Origin of the sequence: Marinobacter sp. (assembly GCF_041690455.1) — a bacterium.
Classification (GTDB): Bacteria; Pseudomonadota; Gammaproteobacteria; order Pseudomonadales; family Oleiphilaceae; genus Marinobacter.
Genome location: NZ_JAWLHI010000063.1, coordinates 1 through 24,787, shown reverse-complemented (window position 1 = coordinate 24,787; position 24,787 = coordinate 1). Strand labels below are relative to the sequence as shown.

25 protein-coding genes are annotated in these 24,787 nt (G+C 59.6%); 17 read left to right on the top strand and 8 right to left on the bottom strand.

Translation table 11 applies throughout. The features are described 5' to 3' along the window. Positions 1–49 precede the first annotated feature (49 nt). The 4 genes from cadR to ACESMW_RS14645 are packed head-to-tail and all read right to left on the bottom strand — an operon-like array spanning position 50 to position 3,435. Positions 50–508, bottom strand: coding sequence for a Cd(II)/Pb(II)-responsive transcriptional regulator (cadR, locus tag ACESMW_RS14660; protein ID WP_273167934.1), 459 nt, complete (start codon positions 506–508; stop codon positions 50–52). Positions 509–520: 12 nt separating this feature from the next. Beyond that, positions 521–1,414, bottom strand: a complete 894-nt coding sequence (locus ACESMW_RS14655) for a cation transporter (protein ID WP_372987761.1) — start codon at positions 1,412–1,414, stop codon at positions 521–523. A gap of 31 nt (positions 1,415–1,445) precedes the next feature. Beyond that, positions 1,446–2,783, bottom strand: a complete 1,338-nt coding sequence (locus ACESMW_RS14650) for an ATP-binding protein (protein WP_372987760.1) — start codon at positions 2,781–2,783, stop codon at positions 1,446–1,448. Then, a complete protein-coding gene (locus ACESMW_RS14645; RefSeq protein ID WP_372987759.1) occupies positions 2,770–3,435 on the bottom strand; it encodes a response regulator transcription factor in 666 nt (221 codons plus the stop codon). Before ACESMW_RS14645 ends, ACESMW_RS14650 begins: the two co-directional genes overlap by 14 nt. Before the next feature lie 202 nt (positions 3,436–3,637). Between ACESMW_RS14645 and ACESMW_RS14640 the strand changes: the two genes are divergently transcribed. The 11 genes from ACESMW_RS14640 to ACESMW_RS14590 all read left to right on the top strand — a co-directional run bounded on the left by ACESMW_RS14640 (position 3,638) and on the right by ACESMW_RS14590 (position 14,476). After that, positions 3,638–4,195, top strand: a complete 558-nt coding sequence (locus ACESMW_RS14640) for a cupredoxin domain-containing protein (RefSeq protein WP_372987758.1) — start codon at positions 3,638–3,640, stop codon at positions 4,193–4,195. Between the two features lie 76 nt (positions 4,196–4,271). Further along, positions 4,272–6,023: a copper resistance system multicopper oxidase gene (locus tag ACESMW_RS14635; protein WP_372987757.1), complete on the top strand. Its 1,752-nt coding sequence runs from the start codon at positions 4,272–4,274 to the stop codon at positions 6,021–6,023. Between the two features lie 68 nt (positions 6,024–6,091). After that, positions 6,092–6,763 (top strand): copper resistance protein B, encoded by a 672-nt coding sequence (locus ACESMW_RS14630; protein WP_372987762.1) that lies wholly within the window; start codon positions 6,092–6,094, stop codon positions 6,761–6,763. Between the two features lie 178 nt (positions 6,764–6,941). Continuing rightward, on the top strand, positions 6,942–7,298 hold the full coding sequence (locus tag ACESMW_RS14625) for a hypothetical protein (protein WP_372987756.1): 357 nt from the start codon (positions 6,942–6,944) through the stop codon (positions 7,296–7,298). Between the two features lie 23 nt (positions 7,299–7,321). Beyond that, positions 7,322–8,677 (top strand): APC family permease, encoded by a 1,356-nt coding sequence (locus tag ACESMW_RS14620; protein ID WP_372987755.1) that lies wholly within the window; start codon positions 7,322–7,324, stop codon positions 8,675–8,677. Between the two features lie 27 nt (positions 8,678–8,704). Beyond that, positions 8,705–8,947: a hypothetical protein gene (locus tag ACESMW_RS14615; protein ID WP_372987754.1), complete on the top strand. Its 243-nt coding sequence runs from the start codon at positions 8,705–8,707 to the stop codon at positions 8,945–8,947. Next, a complete protein-coding gene (locus ACESMW_RS14610) occupies positions 8,940–11,297 on the top strand; it encodes a heavy metal translocating P-type ATPase (protein WP_372987753.1) in 2,358 nt (785 codons plus the stop codon). Before ACESMW_RS14615 ends, ACESMW_RS14610 begins: the two co-directional genes overlap by 8 nt. Before the next feature lie 24 nt (positions 11,298–11,321). Further along, positions 11,322–11,708 carry a DUF302 domain-containing protein gene (locus tag ACESMW_RS14605; protein WP_372987752.1) on the top strand — a complete coding sequence of 129 codons (387 nt, stop codon included), beginning with the start codon at positions 11,322–11,324 and terminating at the stop codon, positions 11,706–11,708. Positions 11,709–11,838: 130 nt separating this feature from the next. Continuing rightward, a complete protein-coding gene (locus tag ACESMW_RS14600) occupies positions 11,839–12,333 on the top strand; it encodes a hypothetical protein (protein ID WP_372987751.1) in 495 nt (164 codons plus the stop codon). An 87-nt stretch (positions 12,334–12,420) separates the two neighbouring features. Next, a complete protein-coding gene (locus tag ACESMW_RS14595) occupies positions 12,421–14,040 on the top strand; it encodes a BCCT family transporter (RefSeq protein WP_372987750.1) in 1,620 nt (539 codons plus the stop codon). After that, positions 14,012–14,476 (top strand): universal stress protein, encoded by a 465-nt coding sequence (locus ACESMW_RS14590; protein WP_372987749.1) that lies wholly within the window; start codon positions 14,012–14,014, stop codon positions 14,474–14,476. The genes ACESMW_RS14595 and ACESMW_RS14590 overlap by 29 nt, the downstream gene beginning before the upstream one ends. Positions 14,477–14,558: 82 nt before the next feature. Here the strand turns inward: ACESMW_RS14590 and ACESMW_RS14585 are convergent, their stop codons facing one another. The 3 genes from ACESMW_RS14585 to ACESMW_RS14575 all read right to left on the bottom strand — a co-directional run bounded on the left by ACESMW_RS14585 (position 14,559) and on the right by ACESMW_RS14575 (position 16,972). After that, entirely contained in the window at positions 14,559–15,467 is a 909-nt protein-coding gene (locus tag ACESMW_RS14585) for a cation diffusion facilitator family transporter (protein ID WP_372987748.1), read from the bottom strand. A 75-nt stretch (positions 15,468–15,542) separates the two neighbouring features. Then, entirely contained in the window at positions 15,543–16,136 is a 594-nt protein-coding gene (locus ACESMW_RS14580) for an SCO family protein (RefSeq protein WP_372987747.1), read from the bottom strand. Beyond that, a complete protein-coding gene (locus ACESMW_RS14575) occupies positions 16,133–16,972 on the bottom strand; it encodes a cytochrome c oxidase assembly protein (RefSeq protein ID WP_372987746.1) in 840 nt (279 codons plus the stop codon). Before ACESMW_RS14575 ends, ACESMW_RS14580 begins: the two co-directional genes overlap by 4 nt. Before the next feature lie 122 nt (positions 16,973–17,094). On the opposite strand from ACESMW_RS14575, the gene ACESMW_RS14570 reads away from it, so the two are divergent. Further along, positions 17,095–18,783 (top strand): HAD family hydrolase, encoded by a 1,689-nt coding sequence (locus ACESMW_RS14570; RefSeq protein WP_372987745.1) that lies wholly within the window; start codon positions 17,095–17,097, stop codon positions 18,781–18,783. A gap of 108 nt (positions 18,784–18,891) precedes the next feature. Here the strand turns inward: ACESMW_RS14570 and ACESMW_RS14565 are convergent, their stop codons facing one another. Continuing rightward, on the bottom strand, positions 18,892–20,424 hold the full coding sequence (locus ACESMW_RS14565; protein ID WP_372987744.1) for a cryptochrome/photolyase family protein: 1,533 nt from the start codon (positions 20,422–20,424) through the stop codon (positions 18,892–18,894). A gap of 284 nt (positions 20,425–20,708) precedes the next feature. On the opposite strand from ACESMW_RS14565, the gene hemN reads away from it, so the two are divergent. The 5 genes from hemN to ACESMW_RS14540 all read left to right on the top strand — a co-directional run bounded on the left by hemN (position 20,709) and on the right by ACESMW_RS14540 (position 24,681). Further along, complete coding sequence (gene hemN / locus ACESMW_RS14560; protein WP_372987743.1) at positions 20,709–22,118, top strand: oxygen-independent coproporphyrinogen III oxidase; 1,410 nt, start codon at positions 20,709–20,711, stop codon at positions 22,116–22,118. Between the two features lie 108 nt (positions 22,119–22,226). After that, on the top strand, positions 22,227–22,433 hold the full coding sequence (locus tag ACESMW_RS14555; protein ID WP_372987742.1) for a CsbD family protein: 207 nt from the start codon (positions 22,227–22,229) through the stop codon (positions 22,431–22,433). Positions 22,434–22,508: 75 nt separating this feature from the next. Next, positions 22,509–22,655: a lmo0937 family membrane protein gene (locus tag ACESMW_RS14550; RefSeq protein WP_372987741.1), complete on the top strand. Its 147-nt coding sequence runs from the start codon at positions 22,509–22,511 to the stop codon at positions 22,653–22,655. A 123-nt stretch (positions 22,656–22,778) separates the two neighbouring features. Then, a complete protein-coding gene (locus tag ACESMW_RS14545) occupies positions 22,779–23,774 on the top strand; it encodes a peptidase U32 family protein (RefSeq protein WP_372987740.1) in 996 nt (331 codons plus the stop codon). Positions 23,775–23,787: 13 nt separating this feature from the next. Continuing rightward, positions 23,788–24,681 carry a U32 family peptidase gene (locus tag ACESMW_RS14540; protein ID WP_372987739.1) on the top strand — a complete coding sequence of 298 codons (894 nt, stop codon included), beginning with the start codon at positions 23,788–23,790 and terminating at the stop codon, positions 24,679–24,681. Positions 24,682–24,787: the final 106 nt, after the last annotated feature.

Genomic DNA, 24,787 nt, shown 5'->3' with positions numbered 1-24,787 from the left:
CCTGTAGCAGCTACAGGGTCAATCCCCGGAGTCGGGTCCCTGGAAATCGTCAGCTGTGGCCCTGGCCGTGGGTGCCAGGTACGTGGTTGTGGTCACTGGCCATGTCCAGTTTGTCGAGCTCGGAGGTCAGCCCTCCGAGTATGCCGCATTCGCTGACCGTGCCCCCGTCACTGCAGGCGGCCTGCAGCTTTTCCAGGGTCTGCTCCAGGCTTGCCAGCTCCTTCAGGCGCTCCCGCACATGATCCAGGTGACGCGCCAGCAGAGCATCCACATCACTGCAGTCCGCCTCAGGTTGTTCCGCCAGACGGATCAGTTCGCGGATCTCGTCCTGGGCCATATCGAGGTTACGACAGCGTTTGATGAACAGCAGCCGGTCCAGATGGGCCTGGCGGTAGCTGCGATAGCCGCTGGAATCACGGACCGGTTCGGGCAGAAGACCGATCTTCTCGTAATATCGGATGGTCTCTACGGGAATGCTCGCCTGTCTGGCAATGGCTCCGATTCTCAAGGCTCCCCTCCTTCAGGATTTGAGCGCCAGAATGCGCCGGGCACCGTCAAGTACGATCAGACCCACTATGGTGCCGACCACGAGGTCGGGATAGTTGGAACCGGTCCAGGCCACAAGGACGCCTGCTACGATAACCCCGAGATTAATGATCACGTCGTTGGCGGAGAAAATCCAGCTGGCTTTCATGTGGGCGCCACTATGCCGGTGCCTCGAGATCAGGATCAGACAGGTGCTGTTGGCCACCAGGGCAATCAGAGCCATCACCATCATCAGCGCCGATTCCGGCTCGCTGCCCAGCAGGAAACGCCGGCCCACTTCCAGCAGTACCCCGAGGGCCAGGATCAATTGCAGAACGCCGGCAAAATGGGCTGCGCGCACCTGCATCCGGAGGCTATGGGCAACGGCATACAGTGACAGACCATATACGGCCGCATCGGCGAACATGTCGAGGGAATCTGCAATCAGGGCGGTGGACTGGGCGATCACGCCGCTGGTCAGTTCCAGCACGAACATCACCGCATTGATGGCCAGGAGGATCTTCAGGGTGCCGGATTCTTCACCGGCACGAGTCGCCGCTAATGTGGCAGCTTCGATGGCGTCCGGATCCGCCGCGCGTGTCTCCTGCAGGGTTGCCCCCAGTCCCAGGGGGAGGAGCCTGTCAGTCACAGGTTGGGCTTCGCCGTCATGAAGCACCCGGAGCTGGCGATTTTCCAGATCGAATGACAGTCCGCCGATCTGCGCACAGCTGTCCAGCGCCATGCGAATCATCCGTTCTTCCGATGGGCAGTCCATTTTCGGAATACGGTACAGGCTGACCCATTCGCCGGATGTTACGGGCGCCGCCGGTGTTGGGCTCCCGGTATTGACTGACTTACAACCGCATTCGCCACTTCCGGGTTCACTCATAAAACGAATTGCCCCACCCACTTTTTCAGGTTCACGTCCAGGGAATATCGATCAGGGCGCGAAGGCCGCCCCGAGCCCCGGTGTCAAACGTAAGTGTACCACCGTAACGTTCGGTGATTTCTCTGACGATGGCCAGGCCAAGTCCGTGGCCCGGAGTCTGTTCATCCAGCCGAAGCCCGCGGACACCGAGAGAAGGCACGGATTCGGAGTGAACTCCGGGGCCGTCATCCTCGACCCGCATGATCATTCGGCCGTCTTCCTCCAATAGTGAGAGCTCGACGGTCTTTTCCGACCACTTGCCCGCATTATCTAGCAGATTGCCGAGCACCTCGTTCAGATCGTGTTCCTCGAGCGGCCAACGCCGTTCCTCCATCAATTCGGAGGACAATTCGAAGGACTTTTCCGGATAGAGCCTGCCCAGCATCCAGAGAAGATCCCGTGCCTGCTTGACCGGGTAGGCGCTTTTCCCCACCTGGGGGCCGGCAAACCGGCTCCGGCGCATTTCCGCTTCAAGCTGTTTGTCGATATCCCCGAGTCGGGCCGCCATTTCGTGCCTGAGGGGGGCGTCCAGCGGGCGGCTGGTATCCTCCAGTATCTGCCGGGTTGCCGCGATGGGGGTTTTGACGCTGTGCGACAGATTCGCCAGCGCATCCCGGGAGCGTTCCAGTCGCTGGTCGAGGGAATCGAGCAATTGGTTGAGCTGTTGCACCAGGGGCTGGAACTCCTCCGGGGCCTGAACGGCAATACGAGAGATTTCGCCATCCTGAAGCCTTTTCAGAGCAGCCTTGAGGGTCACGACGGGCCGCATGGACAGGGTGATGCCCAGCCAGATCACCGCAACGAGCAGCACGATCAGAAGAATGGAGACAATGGCGGTCCACGCATGCAGCTCGGCCTGGCTGCGTTTCAGGGCGCCCAGATCTTCGGAGACAATCACGACAATGGGTGTGTCGCCAATCCGGAACGACGCCCTGTAGGCCAGGATACTGGAGGGGCTGTCCGCACTCCCTCTGCGATCGACCTGAGTGGCACCGTCCGGCCCGGACTCGAGCAAGGGCATCAGCAGAGGCGTCCAGGATTCCGGGGAAATGAGGGTGCGGAAGGGAGACTGGATGGCAAAGGAATGGTGAAAGACTTCCTGGAAATAGTCGCCGGTCTGGAGTGTGTCGATGCGACCGCCGGATTCCCGGATCTGGTGTTCAAGGAACGCGACCTCGTCCTTCAGTCGGCTTTCAACGAATTCCCTTGCCATCCGGTCCAGTAATAGCCCGTGTACCAGCCAGGCCAGAACCATCAGGCCGATGCCGGCGGGTAACAGCAGGACGAGCAAGGTGCCCTTCACGGACACCGGCTTCTTAAACAGTGTCATTGAACAGATAACCCTGGCCCCGTCGTGTTGCGATGGTGTCCGGGCCCACCAGTTTCCTCAGGCGCCGGATGTAAGCCTCGATCACATTCTCGCTGGGGCTGTCGTTGAGGTTGTAAAGCTGCTCCATCAACTGTTCCTTGGAAAACACATGCCGGGGGCGGCTCATCAGGCAGCGGAGCAGTCGGAACTCGGTGCCGGTCAGAGTGTGCTCGGTGCCATCGGCCAGTTTCAGGCTCTGGCGATTCTCATCCAGCTCGAACCGGCCCGCTTTCACCACCGAGTGAACCCTGCCTTCACTGCGGCGGACAATGGCGTTGAGGCGGGCGATCAGCTCTTCGGTCTGGAAGGGTTTGGCCAGGTAATCATCCGCGCCGGCCTTCAGGCCATTTACCTTGTCCTGCCAGTCGCCCCTGGCTGTCAGAATCAGGACCGGCAGGTTGATCTGGTTCGCCCGCCATTTCTTCAATACCTCCAGGCCGCTTCCGTCCGGTAAGCCAAGGTCCAGCACCACTGCCCGGTAATCCTCCTGCTCTCCCAGCACGACAGCCTCCCGGACCATGGAGGTGATATCCACACTGAAGCCCGCTTTTTCAAGCTGGCGGGCCAGGCCATCGGCCAGCAAGCGGTCATCCTCAACAAGCAGTAGGCGCATGTTTCTTTTCCTTATCGGCGTCTTGTCGGCCGCGTCAGTGTCACTGACTTACCTGAATTCAGCCTGAACTCTAAATTGTTGGTCATTTTCAGAAAGGATTCAGGTTTGTGCGAGATGGTATCAATCGTTTCTTGGCATTGCTCAAGTTTCAGGGCAAGCCGACTGGCGTACTAACGCACATTATTTCACAGGAGAAGATGGGATGAATGCATCAAAGCTTTTTGTTGCGGCTGCAGCCATGTCGATGACCGCAACTACATTTGCCGCAGGCAGTCACGGTGGTGGTCATGGAAGCAGCATTGGTGAGCCCGGAAATGCAGGCGATGTTTCCCGCACCATCCAGGTGGAAATGCACGACAACTATTACGAACCCGAAGCCATCGAGGTTACTCGAGGCGAGACCGTGCGTTTCATGATCGAGAACAAGGGCAGACTGGTGCATGAATTCAATATCGGTACTCCGGATATGCACGAGGCCCATCGGGACGAAATGAAGATGATGGTCGAGCACGGCGTGATTCAGGGTGGCAAGCTCAATGAGGACATGATGAATATGGATATGGGTAACGGCCACACCATGAAGCATGATGATCCCAACAGCGTACTGCTCGAGCCGGGCCAGAAGAAGGAAATCATCTGGACCTTCAGTAGCAAGACCAACATGGAATTCGCCTGCAATATCCCTGGCCATTACCAGTCCGGGATGTACGGTGACGTGAACTTCGATTCCCGGTCCGACATGCAGGCCAGCGCAGACTGATCCCGCCCGAGGAAGATAAGAAAGGAGCACCACTTTTCCGGTGCTCCGATTGCAGTATTCCAGGAGTAACCAACACATGAAGAACGCCCTTATAGCAGGGGCCCTCGGGCTCCTTATGCCTGTGATGGCGGCTGCCGGTGAGTACAGCCTCACCGTGGACCGCGTGATGATCGACACCGGTGACTTTGTGAAAGAGGGCATCGGCTACAACGGAGCCTCTCCCGGACCGGTGCTCAGGTTCAAGGAAGGGGAGAGCGTGACGATCAATGTCACCAATAATCTCGATGAGCCCACCTCCATTCACTGGCACGGACTGATCCTGCCGTTCGAACAGGACGGTGTTCCGGGCATCAGCTTTGACGGTATCCAGCCCGGTGAGACGTTCACCTACGAGTTCCCCATCGTGCAAAACGGCACCTATTGGTTCCACAGCCATTCCGGCTTTCAGGAGCCCAACGGCGCCTACGGTGCGATCGTCATCGAACCCGAGGGGCGCGAGCCGTTCCGGTATGACCGGGAGTATGTGGTCCAGCTCACCGACAAACACCCGCACGATGCCAACCGGATCATGCGCAACCTGAAAATGATGCCGGACTATTACAACCGTCAGCAGCAGACCGTCGGCGATTTCTTTACCGATATCTCGAAGCACGGTTTCATGACCACCCTGCAGGACCGCCTGGCCTGGGGCGATATGCGCATGATGAAGGCTGACGTGGAGGACGTTCAGGGCTTTACCGGCCTGATCAATGGCAAGGGGCCTGAACAGAACTGGACCGGTCTGTTCGAACCGGGCGAGCGCATCCGCCTCCGATTCATCAATTCGTCCGCCATGGCGTACTTCGATATCCGGATTCCGGGCCTGGAGATGACCGTGGTGCAGGCCGATGGCAATAATGTGCAGCCGGTCAACGTGGACGAGTTCCGCATCGGTGTGGCGGAAACCTACGATGTGATTGTCCGGCCGAAGACCGCCGAGGCCTACACCATCTTCGCCGAATCCATGGGGCGGTCTGGTTATGCCCGAGCCACACTGGCACCTGAAGAAGGCATGGAAGGCCCGGTTCCCGGGTTGCGGAAGGCGCCCTTGCTGACCATGGCGGATATGAGCGGCATGCACGGTATGGACCATGGTGATATGACCGGCGCTGACGCCTCCGCTGGAATGGACCACAGCGACATGAGCCAGGGAGAAATGGACTCGGATGGTATGAACCAGGATTCCCGTATGGCCGCTGATGCCAGCGACTCAATGGCTGGAATGGATCACGGCGCCATGATCATGTCCGAGGGAGGTGCCAGCGATCCTTTCTATGCCGAGGGCAGTGGCCTGGTCCCGGTGGCGGCGAATGGCGGCAAGTTCCTCTCGTACTCCGATTTGCGGGCCCAGAAGCCACTGTATGAGGAGCGGGAGCCCACCCGTGAAATCGAACTGCGCCTGACCGGCAATATGGAGCGCTACAGTTGGAGCATCAATGGCGTCAAATATGAGGATGCAGAGCCGCTGAAGCTCCAGTACGGGGAGCGGGTCCGGTTCAAATTCGTTAACGAAACCATGATGACCCACCCCATGCATCTGCACGGCATGTGGTCGATCCTGGATGTCGGGGCCGGGGAGTGGAACCCGGTCAAGCATGTCATCAGTGTCCAGCCCGGCACGACCGTCTACATGGAGACCGAGGTGGATGCACCGGGGCAATGGGCGTTCCATTGCCACCTTTCCTACCACGCCGCCGCAGGCATGTTCCGCAAGGTCGTGGTTGAGGGTGGTCCGGATCAGGGCAACACCGCCGAGATTGAAGCTGTAAAGGACGGAGGTGACGCATGAGAAATCTGACCTTGTCTGCATTTGCCCTGGCGCTGACCTTGCCATCGCTGCCTGCATCAGGGAGCGACATGCCGCAGGATGACTCCGGCCGCAAGGATGCGTTGGCCCTCTGGGGTGTCCAGTTCGAGGAACTGGAATATCGTTACAGCGACGATGACGAGGAATTGGGAGTCTGGAACGGCGATGTATTCTATGGCACCGACGAACTCAAGTTCCGCTGGCTGACCAAGGGCGAGTACGCCATCGAAGAAGAAGCCTACGAGAAGCTGGAAAACCAGTTGCTCCTGCAAACGCCGATTTCCGACTTCTTTGACGCCAAGGCTGGCGTCCGCTTCGACACCCCCGAAGGCCCGGATCGTACCTATGGGGTGCTGGGGCTGACCGGCCTGGCCCCGCACTGGTTCGAGGTGGATGCCAGCCTGTATGTCAGTGACGAAGGCGATACTTCGGCGGAGTTCGATGCCGAGTACGAGCTGCTGTTCACCAATCACCTGGTCCTGTCCGCTGCGCTGGATGCCACCGTTGCCTTCAGTGAAGACCGGGAGATTGGCGTGGGCAAGGGGTTGGTTTCCACGGAAACCGGGCTCCGATTGAGCTATGACCTGATTGACCGCTCCTTCTCGCCCTACCTGGGCGTGGTCCACGAGCGCAAGTATGGCGACACCGCCGACCTTGCGAGAGCGGAGGGCGGAGGCACCGAGGACTGGTTCGCGGTCATCGGAGCCAGGGTCTCGTTCTGAGACCGTATCTGATGCTCCCATTCACGGGCCGAGGGTTTCCCCCCTCGGCCCGTTTTTTGTTGCCCCGGAGGTTGATGTGAGTCAACCGAGGGCGGTTGAGCCCTGTGATTTTCAGCCGCAATTCAGCTTCGGATGTTGTGATGGGAGTTAGAAGCAAACAGGTCGGGAGGTAACAGCCATGACCAAAGCTCAAAAAGCAACCAGCCAAGAGGCCTTCCTTCTTCACAGGAAGCTGACCGTTGAGGGTATGAGTGAGAGCCAGTGGGAGGATTTCATTCACGAACTTAATCACCACCCCTGCGTGGACTTTGCTGAGCGCAAGCCAGGTAACCGACTGATGGTCACCTATGATGGGACCCACTGGTCTACGGATGAATTGCTGGATCTGATTGTTGGCTACGGGGGGCAGCTTGCAAGCGGTTGGTGGACGCGGAGGAAACTGGCCTGGTACCGGTTTACCGATGACAATGTGCGGGCCAATGCCAACCATGAGCCCTTCTGTTGTTCAAAGATCCCTCCTATGAAACGCAAATAGACATGCAAGTAACAGGAGGCTGAATGCGCAGTGAGCAGGACAGAACTACGCAGTATCAGGAGGGAAGCCTCACTCTTCCCGGGACCGTGATGCTGGGGACCGGCGTGATGATTGGCGCGGGTATCTTCGCACTGACCGGCCAGATGGCCCAGATGACAGGTGTGCTCTTCCCGCTCGCCTTTCTGGCCGCAGCCGTCATCGTGGCCTTCAGTGCCTACTCCTACATCAAGATCTCCAATGCCTGGCCATCTGCCGGAGGCATCGGTATGTATCTGCACAAGGCCTACGGGAACCGCTTGCCGACGGCATTCAACGCCCTGCTGATGTATTTCTCGATGGTGATCGCCCAGAGTTTTCTGGCCCGAACGTTCGGTTCCTACACCATGCAGTTGTTCGGCGGCGACGAAAGCGGACGCATGGTACCCATTCTCGGCGTATCACTGATCCTGGTGGCTTTTCTGATCAATCTGCTGGGAAACCGGATGATCCAGGGCGTAGCTTCTTTCATCGGCATTCTGAAGATCGGGGGGATACTGATTTTCGGGCTGGTGGGTGTCTGGATTGCAGACAGCATTTCGGTCGATTTCTCGACACCGGGAGAAGCGGGAACGGTTGGTAATTTCCTGGGTGCTACCGCGCTCGGGATACTGGCCTTCAAGGGCTTCACTACCATCACCAACAGTGGCTCCGAGGTAAAAGATCCTCACCGGAACGTGGGGCGCGCGATCGTTATTTCCATTGCAGCCTGCGTGGTGATCTACACCCTGGTTGGCTTTGCCGTTGCAAGCAATCTTTCACTGGCTGAAATCATTGAGACCCGAGACTACTCCCTCGCCGCAGCCGCACGCCCGGCACTGGGGGAGTATGGTGTCTGGTTCACGGTTGCCATCGCCATGATGGCCACGGCGGGTGGCATTCTGGCCAGTATCTTCGCTGTCTCGCGCATGTTGGCCATGTTGACCGAGATGAAGCTGGTGCCCCACAGCCATTTCGGCATGCCGGGAACCATCCAGAAGCACACGCTAGTCTACACTGTAGTCCTGGGGCTGGTCCTCACGGCCTTTTTTGATCTTTCCCGCATTGCAGCCTTGGGGATCGTGTTCTACCTGGTCATGGACATTGCCATCCACTGGGGCGTGCTTCGCTATTTGCGGGCAGATGTAAAGGCAAACGCCTGGGTGCCGGCGACCGCGATTATGCTGGATATGCTGGCACTTGGTGGCTTTGTCTGGGTGAAAATTAATTCAGACCCCTTTGTTATCGGTGTGGCCGTGGCAACGATGGTGGTGATCGCCATTGCCGAACAGGTCTTCCTGACAAGGTTCGCACGCACCCGGGAATCCGGGCATGAGGGAACTCACGTGCATCATCACCATTAATAGGTTATCGACCTGGAGGGCAGTACCATGATGGGAAATGGAACGTTTGGTCATACCATGTTTGGCAACACCGCATGGACAGGGCACTGGCTGTGGATGCTGGTGATCGGCATTGTCGTTGTCATACCTGCCTGGCGCATATGCCAGCGCACCGGGTATCCGGGCTGGATGGGCATTCTGATACTCATTCCCGTGATCAATCTTTTCCTGCTTTACTTTATCGCGTTTTCTGAATGGCCCGCGAATAAGCAAGGGGGGCCGGATGCCTGAGCACCAGCACGCTCACCATGCTCACCACGGTGAAGGGGAAAGTGGAGAACACCTCGCCAGGGACCCGGTTTGCGGAATGTCGGTAGATCCGCACACGGCTGAGCATCGAAGCCAGCACGGTGGAAAAACCTGGTACTTTTGCTCGTCGCGCTGCCAGTCGAAGTTCGACGAGGGTCCCGAACAATACCTCGGCGGGCAACCGCAACAGGACGAGGCCGTGCCGCCGGGCACCATCTACACCTGCCCGATGCATCCCGAAATTCGCCAGCAGGGACCGGGAGACTGCCCCATCTGTGGTATGGCTCTGGAGCCCGAGCAGGTGAGCCTGGACGAGGGCCCCTCCGCAGAGCTTACGGACATGACCCGCCGATTCTGGATCGGCTTGGTACTGACTCTGCCGGTGCTGGTGCTTGAAATGGGTGGGCACCTGATAGGGCTGGACCACATTGTCGCACCCCAAATGTCCAACTGGATCCAGCTGGTGCTGGCCACACCAGTTGTCCTCTGGTGTGGCTGGCCCTTCTTTGTCCGCGGTTGGAAGTCCGTGGTCAGCCGCAACCTGAATATGTTCACGCTGATTGCCATTGGTACCGGTGTAGCCCTGATCTACAGCCTGGTAGCGACTCTGGCGCCCCAGATATTCCCGGATGCGTTCAGGCAGGAGGACGGCTCAGTGGCCGTCTATTTCGAAGCGTCCGCTGTCATCGTAGTACTGGTGTTGTTGGGGCAGGTGTTGGAGCTACGGGCTCGCGAAAAAACCTCCGGCGCCATCAAGGCCTTGTTGGATCTGGCGCCCGCAACGGCGAGGAAACTGGACGATAACGGCGGTGAGTCCGACGTGTCACTGGATCAGGTCAAGGTGGGTGACCGTTTGCGGGTGCGCCCGGGGGACAAGGTCCCGCTGGACGGTGAAGTGCTTGAAGGCAGTTCAAACGTGGATGAATCCATGGTAACCGGTGAGCCCCTGGCGGTGAGCAAGAAGGCTGGTGATCAGGTGATCGGCGGCAGTATCAACCAGCAGGGCAGCTTTATCATGCGGGCTGACAAGGTTGGTCGGGACACCATGCTGTCACAGATTGTGCAGATGGTGGCGAGCGCCCAGCGTAGCCGCGCGCCCATTCAGGGCCTGGCCGACAAGGTCGCGGGTTATTTTGTGCCCGCGGTGATCGTAATCGCCATCATCGCCTTTATCGCCTGGTCATTTTTCGGGCCGACGCCGCCCATGGCATTCGGGCTGATTGCCGCTGTGAGCGTATTGATCATCGCCTGCCCCTGTGCCCTGGGGCTGGCCACTCCCATGTCGATCATGGTCGGCGTCGGCCGGGGTGCCCAAAGTGGCGTGCTGATACGCGATGCGGAAGCTCTGGAGCGCATGGAAAAGGTTGATACGGTTGTGGTGGACAAAACCGGCACGCTGACCGAAGGCAAGCCACAGGTAACCCGACTGGTTGTCGCAGACGGGTTCAGCGAGGAAGAACTCATGCGGTTTGCCGGCGGCCTGGAGAAGGGCAGTGAACACCCGCTGGCTCATGCCATTCTCGACAAAGCCAAGGCTATGGACCTGACGCTGCCCGACGCTGAGGGTTTCGATTCCCCTAACGGCAAAGGCGTGACCGGGAAGATCGATGGGCAGCAGGTGCTGATCGGTAACCGGCTGCTGATGGAATCCGAAAACATAGTTACCTCGGAGTTTGAAACCGAGGCCGACCAGCTCCGCAAAGACGGGGCCACCGTAATTTTTGCTGCGGTGGACGGCAAGGTGGCCGGTTTGCTTGCCATCGCCGACCCGGTCAAGAAAACCACTGAAGCCGCCATTTCCGCCCTGCAAAAAGACGGCATCCGGGTGGTAATGCTGACCGGGGATAACCGCACGTCGGCCGAAGCAGTTGCCCGCATATTGCATATCGATGAAGTGGAAGCGGAAGTGCTTCCGGAGGACAAGGGCAAGATCGTTCAGCGCCTGAAAGACGAAGGCCGCATTGTGGTCATGGCCGGCGATGGCGTAAACGATGCACCCGCATTGGCAACGGCGGATGTGGGTGTGGCCATGGGCACAGGTACGGATGTCGCCATCGAAAGCGCCGGTATTACACTGCTTCGGGGAGACCTGATGGGCATTGTGGAAGCCCGCCGGCTGTCTCTGGCGACCATGCGCAACATCCGGCAGAACCTGTTCTTTGCCTTCGTGTACAACTCTGCAGGCGTTCCGATTGCAGCGGGCGTACTCTACCCGTTTTTCGGCATCCTGCTGTCCCCGATTTTCGCAGCGGCGGCGATGTCGTTGTCTTCAGTCAGCGTGATTGTTAACGCACTGCGTCTGCGAGTGGTCAGGCTGGGACCGGACCACTGAACTTTTCTCTCACAGGAGATAACCATGTCATACACGATCAACCGTCTCATCAAGAATGTCGATTTTGAGGATGTGGACCAGAGAGCGCGGCAGGCCCTGGGGGACCACGGCTTCGGCGTGCTGACCGAGATCGACGTCAAAGCCACCATGAAGAAAAAGCTCGACAAGGACATGTCTGCCTACCGGATTCTGGGGGCCTGTAATCCCGGTATGGCCTGGGAAGCCATCGGCGTGGAACCCCGTGTGGGCGCCATGCTGCCTTGCAATGTCATTCTTCGTGAGGTTTCAGAGGGCGTTGAGGTCAGCGCGATAGACCCCGTGGTTTCCATGACCGCCATTGATAATGATGAGCTCAAACAGATTGCCGGGAAAGTCAGGGATTTGCTTTCCGAGGTTGTTCAGGCGATCTGATGCGGGAATGGATGCGAATTGACCTGAATCAATCCCGGATGTGTCCAGCCCGACCTATTCAGCTCCAGTTCAGGTCAGGGGTGTTCAATGGAGGCGAGTCGATTGAATTCCTATAGCAAGGAGTATGAATATGACTTCCTTCAGAAAGCTTGTGGTATGTACCGCGCTGGCCGTCTCTAGCTCCTGGGCATTTGCCCACGGTGACGACGGGGCCTGGCAGGGCCATGGTCCCGGAATGATGATGGACCAGGACCAGATGCAACAAATGCAGCAGAACTGGTCACGCATGAACGAGTTCATGCAGCAGATGCCCGGGGCCGGTTCACCCGAGGAGCGTCAGCACTTCCTCGAAAACCACTGGGAGGCCATGGAAGACCAGATGGAGTTGATGCACCAGGGCATGATGGGCCCGGGTATGATGGGAGGCTCCGGCGGTATGATGGGCGGTAATCAGGGCCAGGGAATGATGAACAATCAGCCTGGCCAGGGTAATCGTCAGGGCAATGCCGCTGGCATGTCACCCGATCAGCGTATGCAGTTCATGCAGGAGCGCATGGACCAGATGCAGCTGATGATGGAGCAGATGTTGCAGCATCAACGGCAACTGAACAGAAACAGTAATTGAGGCAAATTGATCCCGGTCCCCCAATCGGCCTGACAGCTGTGCTAGTTTGAAAGGCATCTTTTTCGATTTTCGGATGCGGAGGCTTGCGTGCTGGAACGGCTGCAACGTCGATTGGGGCTGCAGACAATACCGGGAGTATTTTTCACTTCTGCCGGGGTGGCAGCGCTGTTTGTTGCCCTGGCGGTGCCCTTTGATCAGGCCGTAGCCGAATATTTCGGCCTGCTCACCGGTTGGGTGGCCCGCAATCTGGGCTGGTTCTACATTCTCGCGGTCACCTCGCTGCTGGTGTTTCTGCTGGGCCTGGCGGTGAGCCGCTACGGCACCATCCGCCTCGGTGGCGACGACAGCCGGCCGGATTATTCCAACCTCACCTGGTTCACCATGTTGTTCGCTGCCGGGATCGGCACCATCCTGATGTTCTGGGGTGTGGCGGAACCGGTTTCCCATTTCGCCAACCCGCCGTTCGATGGGGTACAGCCCGGCTCCGAACGGGCTGCCAGTGATGCCATGACCTTGGCGCTGTACCACTTCGGGCTGCATACCTGGACCATCTTTGCCATGCCGGGTCTGGCGATCGGTTACTTTGCCTACCGCCACAATCTGCCCATGCGCATCAGTAGCCTGTTCTATCCAATCCTTGGCGAGAAGGCGTTTGGGCCCTGGGGCTGGGCGGTGGATGTGATTGCCGTGCTCGGCACCCTGTTTGGCGTGGCCACCTCCTTAGGGCTAGGAACCCTCCAGCTCAACAGCGGCCTGAACTATCTGTTCGGGGTGCCAGCCACCGGCCTGGTGCAGGTCATCCTGATTGCCGTGATTGCCAGTATTGCTGCCACATCCGTCGCCCTGGGTCTGGACAAGGGGGTGCGCCGGCTGTCCCAGCTCAACATCCTGCTGGCAATGGTCCTGCTTGCGTTTGTGCTTGCTATGGGGCCAACCGTGTTTATCGCAGAAGGCATGGTCCAGAGCGTGGGCGACTACTTCGATGCCTTGCCCTGGCTGGCATTCTGGACTGAAACCTTCAAGGAGACCGACTGGCAGCGCCAGTGGACCCTGTTCTACTGGGCCTGGACCATCTCCTGGGCGCCCTATGTCGGCATCTTCATCGCCCGGATCTCCCGGGGCCGGACCATTCGTGAATTTGTCGCCGGTGTCCTGTTTGCTCCCACCGCCTTCACGCTGGTGTGGTTCGGGATCTTTGGCCTGTCTGCCATCCAGGTCGAGATGAACGGCGTGGTGGCGCTGGCGGAGCAGGTGCAACAGGATCCTTCCGTGGCCATTTTCGCCTTTCTGGAAGCCTTCCCGCTGGCAGAAGTGGCGTCGGGGCTGAGTGTGGTGATCATCGTGATCTTCTTTACCACCTCCTCGGATTCCGCCTCCCTGGTCATCGACTTGCTTACCCGCCGGGACGATCAGCCTTCCCTGGTGCGCCAGCGGATCTTCTGGGCGGCAGCCCAGGGTGTGATCGCCGCTACGCTCCTGCTGGCCGGCGGGCTGGACGCCCTGCAGAATGTCATTACCTCACTGGGCCTGCCTTTCTGCATTTTGCTGATCTTCATGGCTGTCTCACTGTTCCGGGCCCTGAGAGCGGATTACCGTGGTTACAGTGTGGAAGCCCTGGTCCAGGGAAGAGCCTTCCCGGAAGTGGAGGCCACCGCCGAAACCAAACAGGAGAACGAGTATGTATCGGAAGCTGTTGATCGCCATTGATCCGGAAGACGACGGCGAGGGCAAGCGCGCCCTGGAGGCCGCTGTGGATCTGCTGGCCGAGGACGGTGAGCTGCACCTGGCCAGTGTCTATAGCCCCGGCGGTGGCGGATTCTTCCCCCACGTGACGGAAGAAGCGCCGGAACAGAAGGAGGCGGAGGTTCGCGAAATGCTGGATCTGCTCGCCCGCAAATATCTGCCCCTTAACCGTAATGCCAGTTTTCACGTGGTGGCGGGAACCGCCGGTGACAAGCTGGTGGCCCTGGCTGGCCAGTTGTGCGCTGATCTTATGATTCTCGTATCCCGTGGCGGTAGCGGCCATTGGCCCCTGCGCCGGGCCACCGTGGAGTATGTGTCGGTGAACGCGCCGTGCCCGGTACTGGTGCTGCCGTCTATGGAGAAAGCCGAACCGGAGTCGAAGGACGAGGAAAGCGACTGATCCATCAAACAGCGACAACTGATCCGGTGAGGTTTGTCCAGGGCTCATTTCCTGCGCAAGGTGAACGGGGTTCAGCCTGCCCTCAGCAATAGGCCATGTTCGGACAATGACTGGCGACCCTTTCCCACTGGATGGTGACATGCTGGATATTGAACTCATGGGCCAGCATCTCGGTAGCCTGCTCCAGGACCTTGTCATCATCCCGGGGGTCGGGTTTGACCAGATGCACGGTGAGCGCATTTTCCGTGGTACTCAGCCCCCAGATATGGAGATGGTGCACCGATTCGATGCCCGGAAGCTGGTTGAGGCTGCTGAAAACGTCCTCGGGATTGATGTTGCGGGGTACCGCATCCACCGCCAGGTTCAGCGAATCCTTGAGCAATTGCCAGGTGCCGATGAAGATGACGCCGGCAATCACCAGGCTGACGACCGGATCAATCCAGTTTGCCCCGGTGTACATGATGACCAGACCGGCCAGTACCACGCCGACGGAAACGGCGGTGTCGGCGGCCATGTGCAGGAAGGCGCCCCGGATGTTGAGGTCGCTCTCCTGGCCTTTCATGAACAGCATCATGGTAATACCGTTGATCAGCACACCGATCCCGGCGACAACAATGACCGTCATGCCCGCCACTTCCGCCGGCTCACTGAAGCGACGGATGGCTTCCCAGGCAATCCCGCCGACGGCCGCAATCAAAAACAGGGCGTTGAACAGAGCGGCGAGGATGGTGGATTTTTTCAGGCCGTAGGTGTTTCGGTTGGTGGCCTTGCGGGTGGCCAGCCAGCTTGCCGCCCAGGCCATCACCAGGCCCAGCACATCGCTCAGGTTGTGGCCCGCGTCTGCCAGCAGTGCCAGTGAGCCTGAGATGACGCCGTAGATGGCCTCGATGGCGACGAAGGTCAGGTTCAGCACCACCGCCAGGGCAAAGGCGCGGTTATGGGTATCGAAATGGTGTGCGTGATCCTGCCCGTGATTGTGGTGATCGTGCATTCAGGAGGTTTCCTCGTTGATCTGTTTCAGCCCCAATTTAAAACCCTGTGGTTACTACAGGGTCAAGGGGCAGAGTCAGGCGTCCCGGGCCAGTTTGGCAAGATCCTCACTGATCTGGTCGGTAGAGAGTCCCGGGCGCAGCAGCAGCCGGGCCTTGCCGGTGCGGTCGAAGACGTAGACCGCACTGCTGTGGGAAACATTGTAATTGCCGTTGGCATCCGGCTCGTCATAACCGAACGTGGTCCGGTAGCGTTTGGTGAGTTCCCGCAGCTCTGGCTCGTTGGCGGTCAGGCCGACCACGTGATCGCCGAAGAAACTGGCATAGCTGCCAAGGCGTTCCGGCGTGTCCCGCTGAGGATCAACACTGACGAACAGCGTTGTGACGTCGTCGCGGTCGTCGGGTGGTAACTGGTTCACCGCCTTGCGCAGATCGGTGAGCGTGGTGGGACAGACATCCGGGCAGGAGGTGAATCCGAAGTAGAGCAGTCGGATGTTGCCGTCGGAATCCTGCGGTGTGACCGTCTGGCCGCCGGTGCCGACGAGTTCGAATTCGAGTTCCGGCATCAGGCCGGAGATGTCCTTGCCATGCCACTGCTCCTCGTCTCCGAAGCAGCCGGTCAGCGCCAGAACCGAAACGCTCAGGATCAGGGCCAACAGCCGTTTTGTCATGAATTCTCTCCCGCCAGTCTTGATGGCTTCACAAATCTGCCGTCCTCGTGCATGGCCCGGCGCAGGATGAGCAGGATACCGATGACACTCATCATCGCCGGCGGAATCCAGGTGAGCAGGCCCCCCAGCAGCTGGTCGGTTTCCGGTGCCATGGGCCAGGCCCGGCCACAGACCTCGTAAACGTCATACACCATGCCCCGAGAGAACACGATCCAGGCACCGAGGATCATCTGGGGAATGGCCACTGCCGCCAGGATCAGGATGCGTTTGCCATAGCCCAGCGCGTTGGTCAGGACCGGCGAGCGGGGATCGAACATCAGCCACCAGAACAGCAGGCCATCCAGCAGCATGCTCCAGTTCATGGTCCAGTACAGCTGGCGCGAGAGCATGGCGTCAAAATGGATGGGCGGCCACAGCCAGAAATAGATCAGGCCGACAAACAGGACGGCGGCAATCACCGGTTGCTGCAGGATTCGGTATGCCCAGCCCACCGGCCGCAGCCACGAGCGAAGGCTCGGGCCCATTTGCTCATGCCAGAAACGGAAGATCGGTAACGGGTTGGACAGGGCAATCAGAAACGGCCCCAGGTGATGCAGGATCAGGTGTTGGCCCCGGTGTACGAAGAACATGTACTGGGAATAGTAATCGAAGCGGGTCTGCATGACCCCGTAGCACAGCAACACCCCGACCACGAAAGCGACAATACGTACGGAACCGGGGCGGTGCTCGGGCGCCATTCGCAACAGGGCATAGCCATAGCCTGCCAATACCAGCGCAAAACTGAGTATGGTCAGGGGTGAAAAATCATAGGGGGCCAGGAAGCCAATATCGGGCATGGAAACCACTCTGTGTGCAATCGCCGCCAACCGGGTTTATCTTTTTTGTTATTCAACAATGAGTTTTAACCCCTGTGGTCCGGATTGCAAGGGTAAAAACAGTTCCAGATCGGAGTCTCCAGATGGCGCGATTCAACGAGGCGATACCGGCTCCTTCGGTGCTTATTTTCGATTGGCACGGCACCCTCGTGGATACCCACGATGCCATGTTCAGTGCCATGGAGGAGATGCTGCCGCAACTGGAGGAGTTGGGGCTGGTGGACCGGCTGTTACCGGAGGATCAATGCCGCACGGCGGACGATGCCCGCCTGGTGCGCTACATCCGGATTTTCCGGCGTCTGCATCCCCGGATTTTGGCTGAGCGCCGGGTTTCCCGCACGGACATCTTCAATGCGATCTTCGGCGAGGACAAGGAAGCCAAGCTGATCGCCCACAAGGCCTACAATAACGCCTATCGCAAATACTTTGGCCAGGTGAGGCCCTTCCAGCCGGGTGCCTATGAATACCTGTCGGCGTTGAAAGCCATGGGCATCCGGCTGGCGGTGTCCACCAACCGCAACCGGGAGTTCCTGGACAAGGAGCTGAAAACGGTTGACGAGGGCCGGTGGCAGCACCTGTTTGACGCCACCGTGTGTGCCGACGATGTCACCGATTACAAACCGGATCCGCAGGTGATCCTCAAGGCCCTGGAAAAGCTCGAGCTGCCGGCGGACAGCCGGGCCTGGTATGTGGGTGACAGCTACGTGGACATGCTCACCGCCCACAAGGCCGGCGTCTCCGGGGTGTTCTACAACGGCGCTTGCTGGGAGCAGGGCCGGATTGACAGCTGGTTCACCAAACGGGATGCTCCGGCGGCGATCCTGGACAGCTTCGAGGATCTGCTCAACCTGCTGGCCTTGCTGGAGCGCCAGGAGCCGGATGCGTTTACCCAGGCGCCCGCCGAGGTCCGGCCCAGACCATTCCCGCCGCCGGAGCGCCCGGAACCGAGAATCGAGCCGGACTGGCACCCGGCGGTGGTCCGGCTGATTCGCCCGGCGGTGATCCTGTTCGACTGGCACGCCACCCTGGTGGACACCCTGGACGCCATGTACCACGCGGTGGATGACATGCTGCCGGATTTCCACAAGCTCGATCTCATGGACCGGATGGTCGCCCCGGAGGACAGCAAGACCCTTGAGGATGCCCGGCTCGTGTCCTACGTGCGTGAATTCGCCAGACTGCACCCGAAGGTCAAGGCAGACCGGAAGATTTCCCGGACGGACATCTTCGAGGTGCTGTTCGGTGAGGATCAGGAAGCCAAGCAGGTTGCCCACAAGGCCTTCAACCACCATTACCGGAACCACTATGGCACCGTTAAGGCCTTTGAGCCGAGGGTCCGGGATGTGCTCGAGGGGCTGAGAAAACTGAACATCCAGGTAGGGGTGATCACCAACCGGGACCGGGAGTTCTTCGAGCACGAACTGGACGCGGTGGAAGGCACGGGCTGGTCGCACATGTTTGATGTGGACGTATGCGGGGACGACACGCCACTGCGCAAGCCCCATCCGGACCAGCTGCTGCTGGCAGTCCAGAAGCTCGATTACCCGCCAGACCCGAGTGTCTGGTATGTCGGGGACAGCACCACCGATGTGATCGCCGCCAAGCGGGCAGGGATGACCTCGGTGTTTTTCAACGGCGCCCAGTGGGACCAGCCCTGGCTGAACAAGATCTTTCCGGGTACCCATAAGCATCCGGACAAGCCGGACGTGGTGGTCAACGATTTTTCCGAGTTCTGGGCGCTGGTGCTGGCGTGCGAGGTGGGGCCACCGTGATGGGTGTCAGAGGCTCCGTGCCCGGAGGGCTTTTTCCGCGTCCAGCCCCAGGACCACGACGCCGAACGGTTTGCCATCCATGACCGTCTTTCGGGCATAAACTTGTAGCTATAACTGCTCCAGGTTCGCCAGCAGATGTCCGGCGCGCCGGATCAGTGCTTCCCGTCTTTCCGGTTTCTGTTTGTCCCAGTTGCGGTACATCATGCCCATTCGGGGATTGCTGGCGAAGCTGTCCCGGTGCCGGTCGAGGAAATGCCAATAGAGGGCGTTGAAAGGGCAGGCATCGTCTTCCGTGGCCTTGTTCACCTGGTAATGGCAGTTGGCGCAGTGATCGGACATGCGCTGGATGTACTTGCCGCTGGCGGCGTAGGGTTTTGAACCCAGGTATCCGCCGTCGGCGTGCATCACCATGCCCAGCACATTGGGCAGTTCCACCCAGTCATAGGCATCCGCATACACCGCCAGGTACCAGTCGCAGATCTCCTCCGGTCTGATGCCGGCCAGCAGGGCAAAGTTGCCGGTGACCATCAGCCGCTGGATGTGATGGGCATAGGCATTGCGCCGGGTGGCGTCAATGGCCTTGTGCATGCAGCGCATTTTTGTGTCACCGGTCCAGTAGAACCAGGGCAGGGCGCGGGTGTTGCCCAAGCGGTTTTCCTGTGCATAGGCCGGCATGTTCAGCCAGTAGATGCCCCGGACAAACTCCCGCCAGCCGAGAATCTGCCGGACAAACCCCTCCACCGCATTAATCGGCGCCCGCCCGCTGTACCAGGCCTGAACTGCGGCTTCGCAAACGGCCAGTGGGTCCAGGAGTCCGCAGTTGATATAGGGCGACAGGATGGAATGGAACAGCCAGTCCTCCGTGTCCGAGATGGCGTCCTGGAAATCGCCGAAACAGGGCAGGGCGAAGTCGATGAAGTGTTCCAGGGCCGCCTGAGCATCCGTTGAAGTCACGGCGAAATGGAAGTCGTCCGTGGTGCCGAAATGGTCGGCGAAGTGCTCCTCCACCAGGGCGATGACGTGCCGGGTGACCCCGTCGGGCTCAATCCGGAAGGGCGCGGGTACCGGCGGATTGCCGGTCCACTTCTTGCGATTGTCGGCATCGAAGTTCCACTGACCGCCTTCCGGTTCTCCCTCGGGTGTCATCAATAACCCGGTTTTCTTGCGCATTTCCCGGTAAAAGAACTCCATTCGAAGCTGTTTACGGTCTTTTGCCCAATCGGCGAATTCCTGTTTGCTGGCGATGAACCGGGTATCCGCCCGGATCTCCACCGGCACGCCGAGGCGCTCATGCCACTGGCTGATCTGCTCATGCAGGCGCCATTCGCCGCACTCGGTGGTGATTACCTGGGTCGCGTTCAGCTGCTGAACCTGATCCGCCACCACCGCTTCCAGGTTCTGGTACGGGTTGCCTGGATGGTAATGCTGGTAATGCACCTGCCAGCCGTCCTCCCGCAGGTGGTCGGCAAAGTGGCGCATGGCGCTGAACAGCAGTACGAGCTTTTTCTTGTGGTGGTTGGTGTAACTGGCCTCATCGTGGACTTCCGCCATGACAATGAGATCCTCGTGGCGATCGGCTCCGTCGAGGGCGCTGAGGTTCGGGGAGAGCTGATCGCCCAGAATGAGAATGAGGTTGGCCATGAACGGACTCCGGCAGTTGCGGGTTACACCAAAGAGGTAGCCAGAATACGCCAAGGGCGCAAGGGTGGTTCAGCGCGGGGGATGCTAGACTGAATGTCATGATCAGCTGACCCGAATCAAACCCTGCCGGGCCGGAGTCAGCGATAATGCTGTTGAAAAAGGGGTCAGATGAAAGCTTTCATCTGACCCCGACCTGGACTTCGACTCCGAACCCGATTTTGAACCTGGGGTCTGATGAACGCCTTCATCTGACCCCGTTTTCACCGACCAACCCAGAGTTACCTATGGCCTCCAACACCGCCACCAAAAACGACCTCCCCGCCTTCATCTGGGATGACGCCCTGATTCGGCGTTATGACCTCAGCGGACCCCGCTACACCTCCTATCCGACGGCGGTGGAGTTCACCCCGAACTACCGGGTAGAGGACATGGTCAAGGCGGCCGGTCGCAGCAAGGCCACGGGTGGTCCGATCTCGCTGTACACTCACCTGCCATTCTGCGCGCACCTTTGCTACTACTGCGCCTGCAACAAGGTGATCACCAAGAAGCGTGACAAGGCCATGCCCTACGTGGAGCGGGTGCTCAAGGAAGCGGCGATCCAGTCGAAACTGTTCGGCGCCGACCGCCCGGTCCAGCAGTTGCACTGGGGTGGTGGCACGCCCACCTTCCTGCCGAAGGATGTAATGCAGCACCTGATGGCAGGGTACGGTGAACTGTTCAATCTGCAGACCGGCGACGACCGGGACTACAGCGTGGAGATCGATCCCCGGGAAGTGGACCAGGACACCCTGCCGACCCTGTGGGAGCTGGGTTTCAACCGTATCAGCCTGGGCGTTCAGGACGTGAACCCCGAGGTGCAGAAAGCGGTCAACCGCATTCAGCCCCGGGACATGACCGAGGCGGTACTGAATGAAGCTCGGAAGATCGGTTTCCGATCCATCAACCTGGACCTGATCTACGGCCTGCCGTACCAGACCCCGGAGAGCTTCGCCGAGACCCTGGAAGCGGTGATCGAGATGTCCCCTGACCGTCTCTCGGTGTTCAGCTACGCGCACCTGCCGGACCGGTTCTATCCCCAGACCCGGATCCAGGCCGAGACACTGCCGAGCCCGCAGCAGAAGCTCACCATTCTGCACAACACCATCAACCGCCTGCTGGAGGCCGGTTACGAGTACATCGGCATGGACCACTTTGCCAAGCCGGACGACAGCCTGGCCGTGGCCCAGCGGGAAGGCCGCCTGCACCGGAATTTCCAGGGTTACACCACCCACTCGGATTGCGACCTGGTGTCCCTGGGTGTCTCCGCCATCGGCCAGACCGACGATGCCTACTTCCAGAACAACCATGATCTGCCTGCCTGGGAAGCGGCCATCGACGCCGGCCAACTGGCGATCACCCGTGGTGTGGGCCTGAGCCGGGATGACCGCATCCGCCGCTGGGTCATCGGCCAGCTGATCTGCCAGTTCCGCCTGGATCGCCAGCAGTTTGCCGACGCCTGGGGTGAGGATTTCGACCGTTACTTCGCCGACGAACTCAGTCGCCTGCGCCCGATGATCAAGGACGAACTGGTGGCCGATGAAGGCCAGGTACTCCAGGTCCAGCCAGCCGGTCGGTTGCTGATTCGGGCCATCTGCCAGATCTTCGACCTCTATCGCAAAGAAGGGGCCAGTCAGCGGTTCTCACGGATCATATGAGTAGCCCTGTGGCATCAGTGATGCCCGGATTTTGTGTGCTACCGAACAGACGGCAACACTGCAACACGCCATCCTGACTTTGGGCCTATAATCAAAGGAGGGGTGATCATGAGTTTGTTCAATGCGGATGAAATGAAAGGCAAGTGGAAGCAACAGGTTGGCCAGGCGAAGCTGGTCTGGGGCAAGCTTACGGAAGATGAACTGCTGGAGGCTGAGGGACGTGAGGATAAACTTGCGGGCCTGGTTCAGGAGCGGTACGCCATAACCCGCGAGGAAGCTGAAAAGCAGGTTAAGGAATTCTTCGGTAAGAAATAGAGTTGGTCACCCCACTCGAGCCACGGATTAAAACGTTCGTGGTTCGTTGTCGGGATCAGAAAAGGGAACATTGCCATGCTGGAAGCTATTGTTGTCATTCTTGTGGTGCTTTGGATTCTGGGGTTGGCTACCTCGTATACCATGGGCGGCCTTATCCATATTCTACTGGTGGTTGCTATTGTGGTGATTCTGCTGCGGGTGATCCGGGGCCGAAGTCTCTGACCCGGGCGTTGCCCGTTGGCAGGCGCTAATTGGAAGCGACGACGTTGCGGGGCGCTGATAAAGGTCAAGGCATTTTCCGAGGGCTGGCGGTAAGTTAACCGCACCCTTGCAGTGGAGAATGTCATGGAACTTGTTTGCCCGGCCGGCAGTCTGCCGGCCCTGAAAACCGCCGTGGACAATGGTGCCGACGCGGTCTATATCGGCTTCCGCGACAGTACCAATGCCCGTCAGTTCGCTGGCCTGAATTTCAACGACAAACGCGCCGCCGAGGGCATTGACTACGCCCACTCGAGAGGCCGCCGCGTCTTCTGCGCTATCAATACCTACTCGCAACCGGATGGCTGGGAACAGTGGAAGGCCGCGGTGGACCGCGCTGCGAGCCTGGGCGTGGACGCGATCATCCTCGCCGACATGGGGCTGCTCGATTACGCCGCCAGCCGCTATCCGGATATCCCCCGGCACCTGTCGGTGCAGGGCTCGGCCACCAGTTATGAAGCCCTGTCCTTCTACAAGGACAACTTCGATATCCGCCGGGCGGTCCTGCCCCGGGTGCTGTCCCTGGATCAGGTACGTGGCGTGGCCAAACACAGTCCGGTGGAGCTGGAAGTGTTCGCCTTCGGCAGCCTGTGCATCATGGCCGAGGGGCGCTGCTACCTGTCGTCCTACCTCACCGACGAATCCCCGAATACCCGCGGTGCCTGTTCACCCGCGAAGGCCGTGCGCTGGCAGGAAACACCCCAGGGCCTGGAGTCGCGGTTGAACGACGTGCTGATCGACCGCTACGGCCAGGGCGAATCCGCCGGTTATCCCACCCTGTGTAAAGGCCGCTTCGAGGTGGAAGGCAGCGTGTATCACGCCATCGAGGAGCCCGTCAGCCTGAACACGCTGGACCTGCTGCCGGAGTTACAGGAACTGGGCATCAGCGCCGTCAAGATCGAGGGCCGCCAACGCAGCCCGGCCTACATTGCTGATGTGGCCCGTACCTGGCGCCAGGCCCTGGACAACCTGGAGAGAGCGCCGGGCATGTTCACCGTGGAGAGTGACTGGCGCAACACCCTGTCCGGGCTCTCCGAGGGTGGCCTGACCACCCTGGGCGCCTATCACCGCAAGTGGAAATAAGGTTCTGCCAATCATGATGAAACTCTCTCTCGGACCCATCCTGTGGTTCTGGTCCAAGCAGACCGTGTTCGATTTCTACGCCAAGGCCGCCGAATGGCCGGTGGATACCATCTACCTGGGTGAGGCGGTCTGCTCCCGTCGCCGCGAACTCAAACCGGACGACTGGTTTGATCTGGCCAGGGACCTCAAGGCCTGCGGCAAGGAGGTGGTGATTTCCACCCAGACCCTGATCGAGTCGGAGGCCGACCTGCGTCGTCTGCGCCGGATCTGCGATCAGAATGAGTTCCTGGTGGAAGCCAATGACCAGAGCGCGGTGCAGGTGGCCAGCCGTCACCACATTCCGTTTATCACCGGCCCCTCCATGAACATCTACAACGTCGCCACCCTCAAGGTCCTGGCGAAGCAGGGACTGAAAGGCTGGAACCTGCCGGTGGAGCTGGGCAAGGAAACCCTGCAACAGCTGATCACCGGCCTGAAGCAGGAAGGTCTGGACTTGCCGGCGGAGGTGTTCTCCTGGGGTTTTCTGCCCCTGGCCTGGTCGTCCCGCTGTTTCACCGCCCGCCACTACAACCTGCCCAAGGACAACTGCGAGTTCCGTTGTCTGCAGCATCCGGACGGCATGGAGCTGCGTTCCCGGGAATCCCAGGAACTGTTCCGCCTGAACGGTATTTCCACTCTCTCGGGCTCCCGATACGACCTCATGCGTGAACTGCCGGAAATGGAGCGGATGGGCGTGAGCACGGTACGCCTGAGCCCGGAACATCAGGGCATGGAGGAGGTGGTCCAGCGCTTTGATCAGGTGCGCCGGGGTGAAGTGCCCGCCACCGACCCGCTGCAGCTGGTGGAGGCACCACCCTGCAACGGGTACTGGTATGGCAAGCCGGGGATGGATCTGGTTGGTGCGTGAGTCGGAAGCCGGGTAATCAATCCCGGCTTCTCTCGTTCAGGGCTTTACGTTTTTGGCCCACCCCAGATCTTCAAGGATGGCATAGAGTGCCGGCAACGCCAGCAGT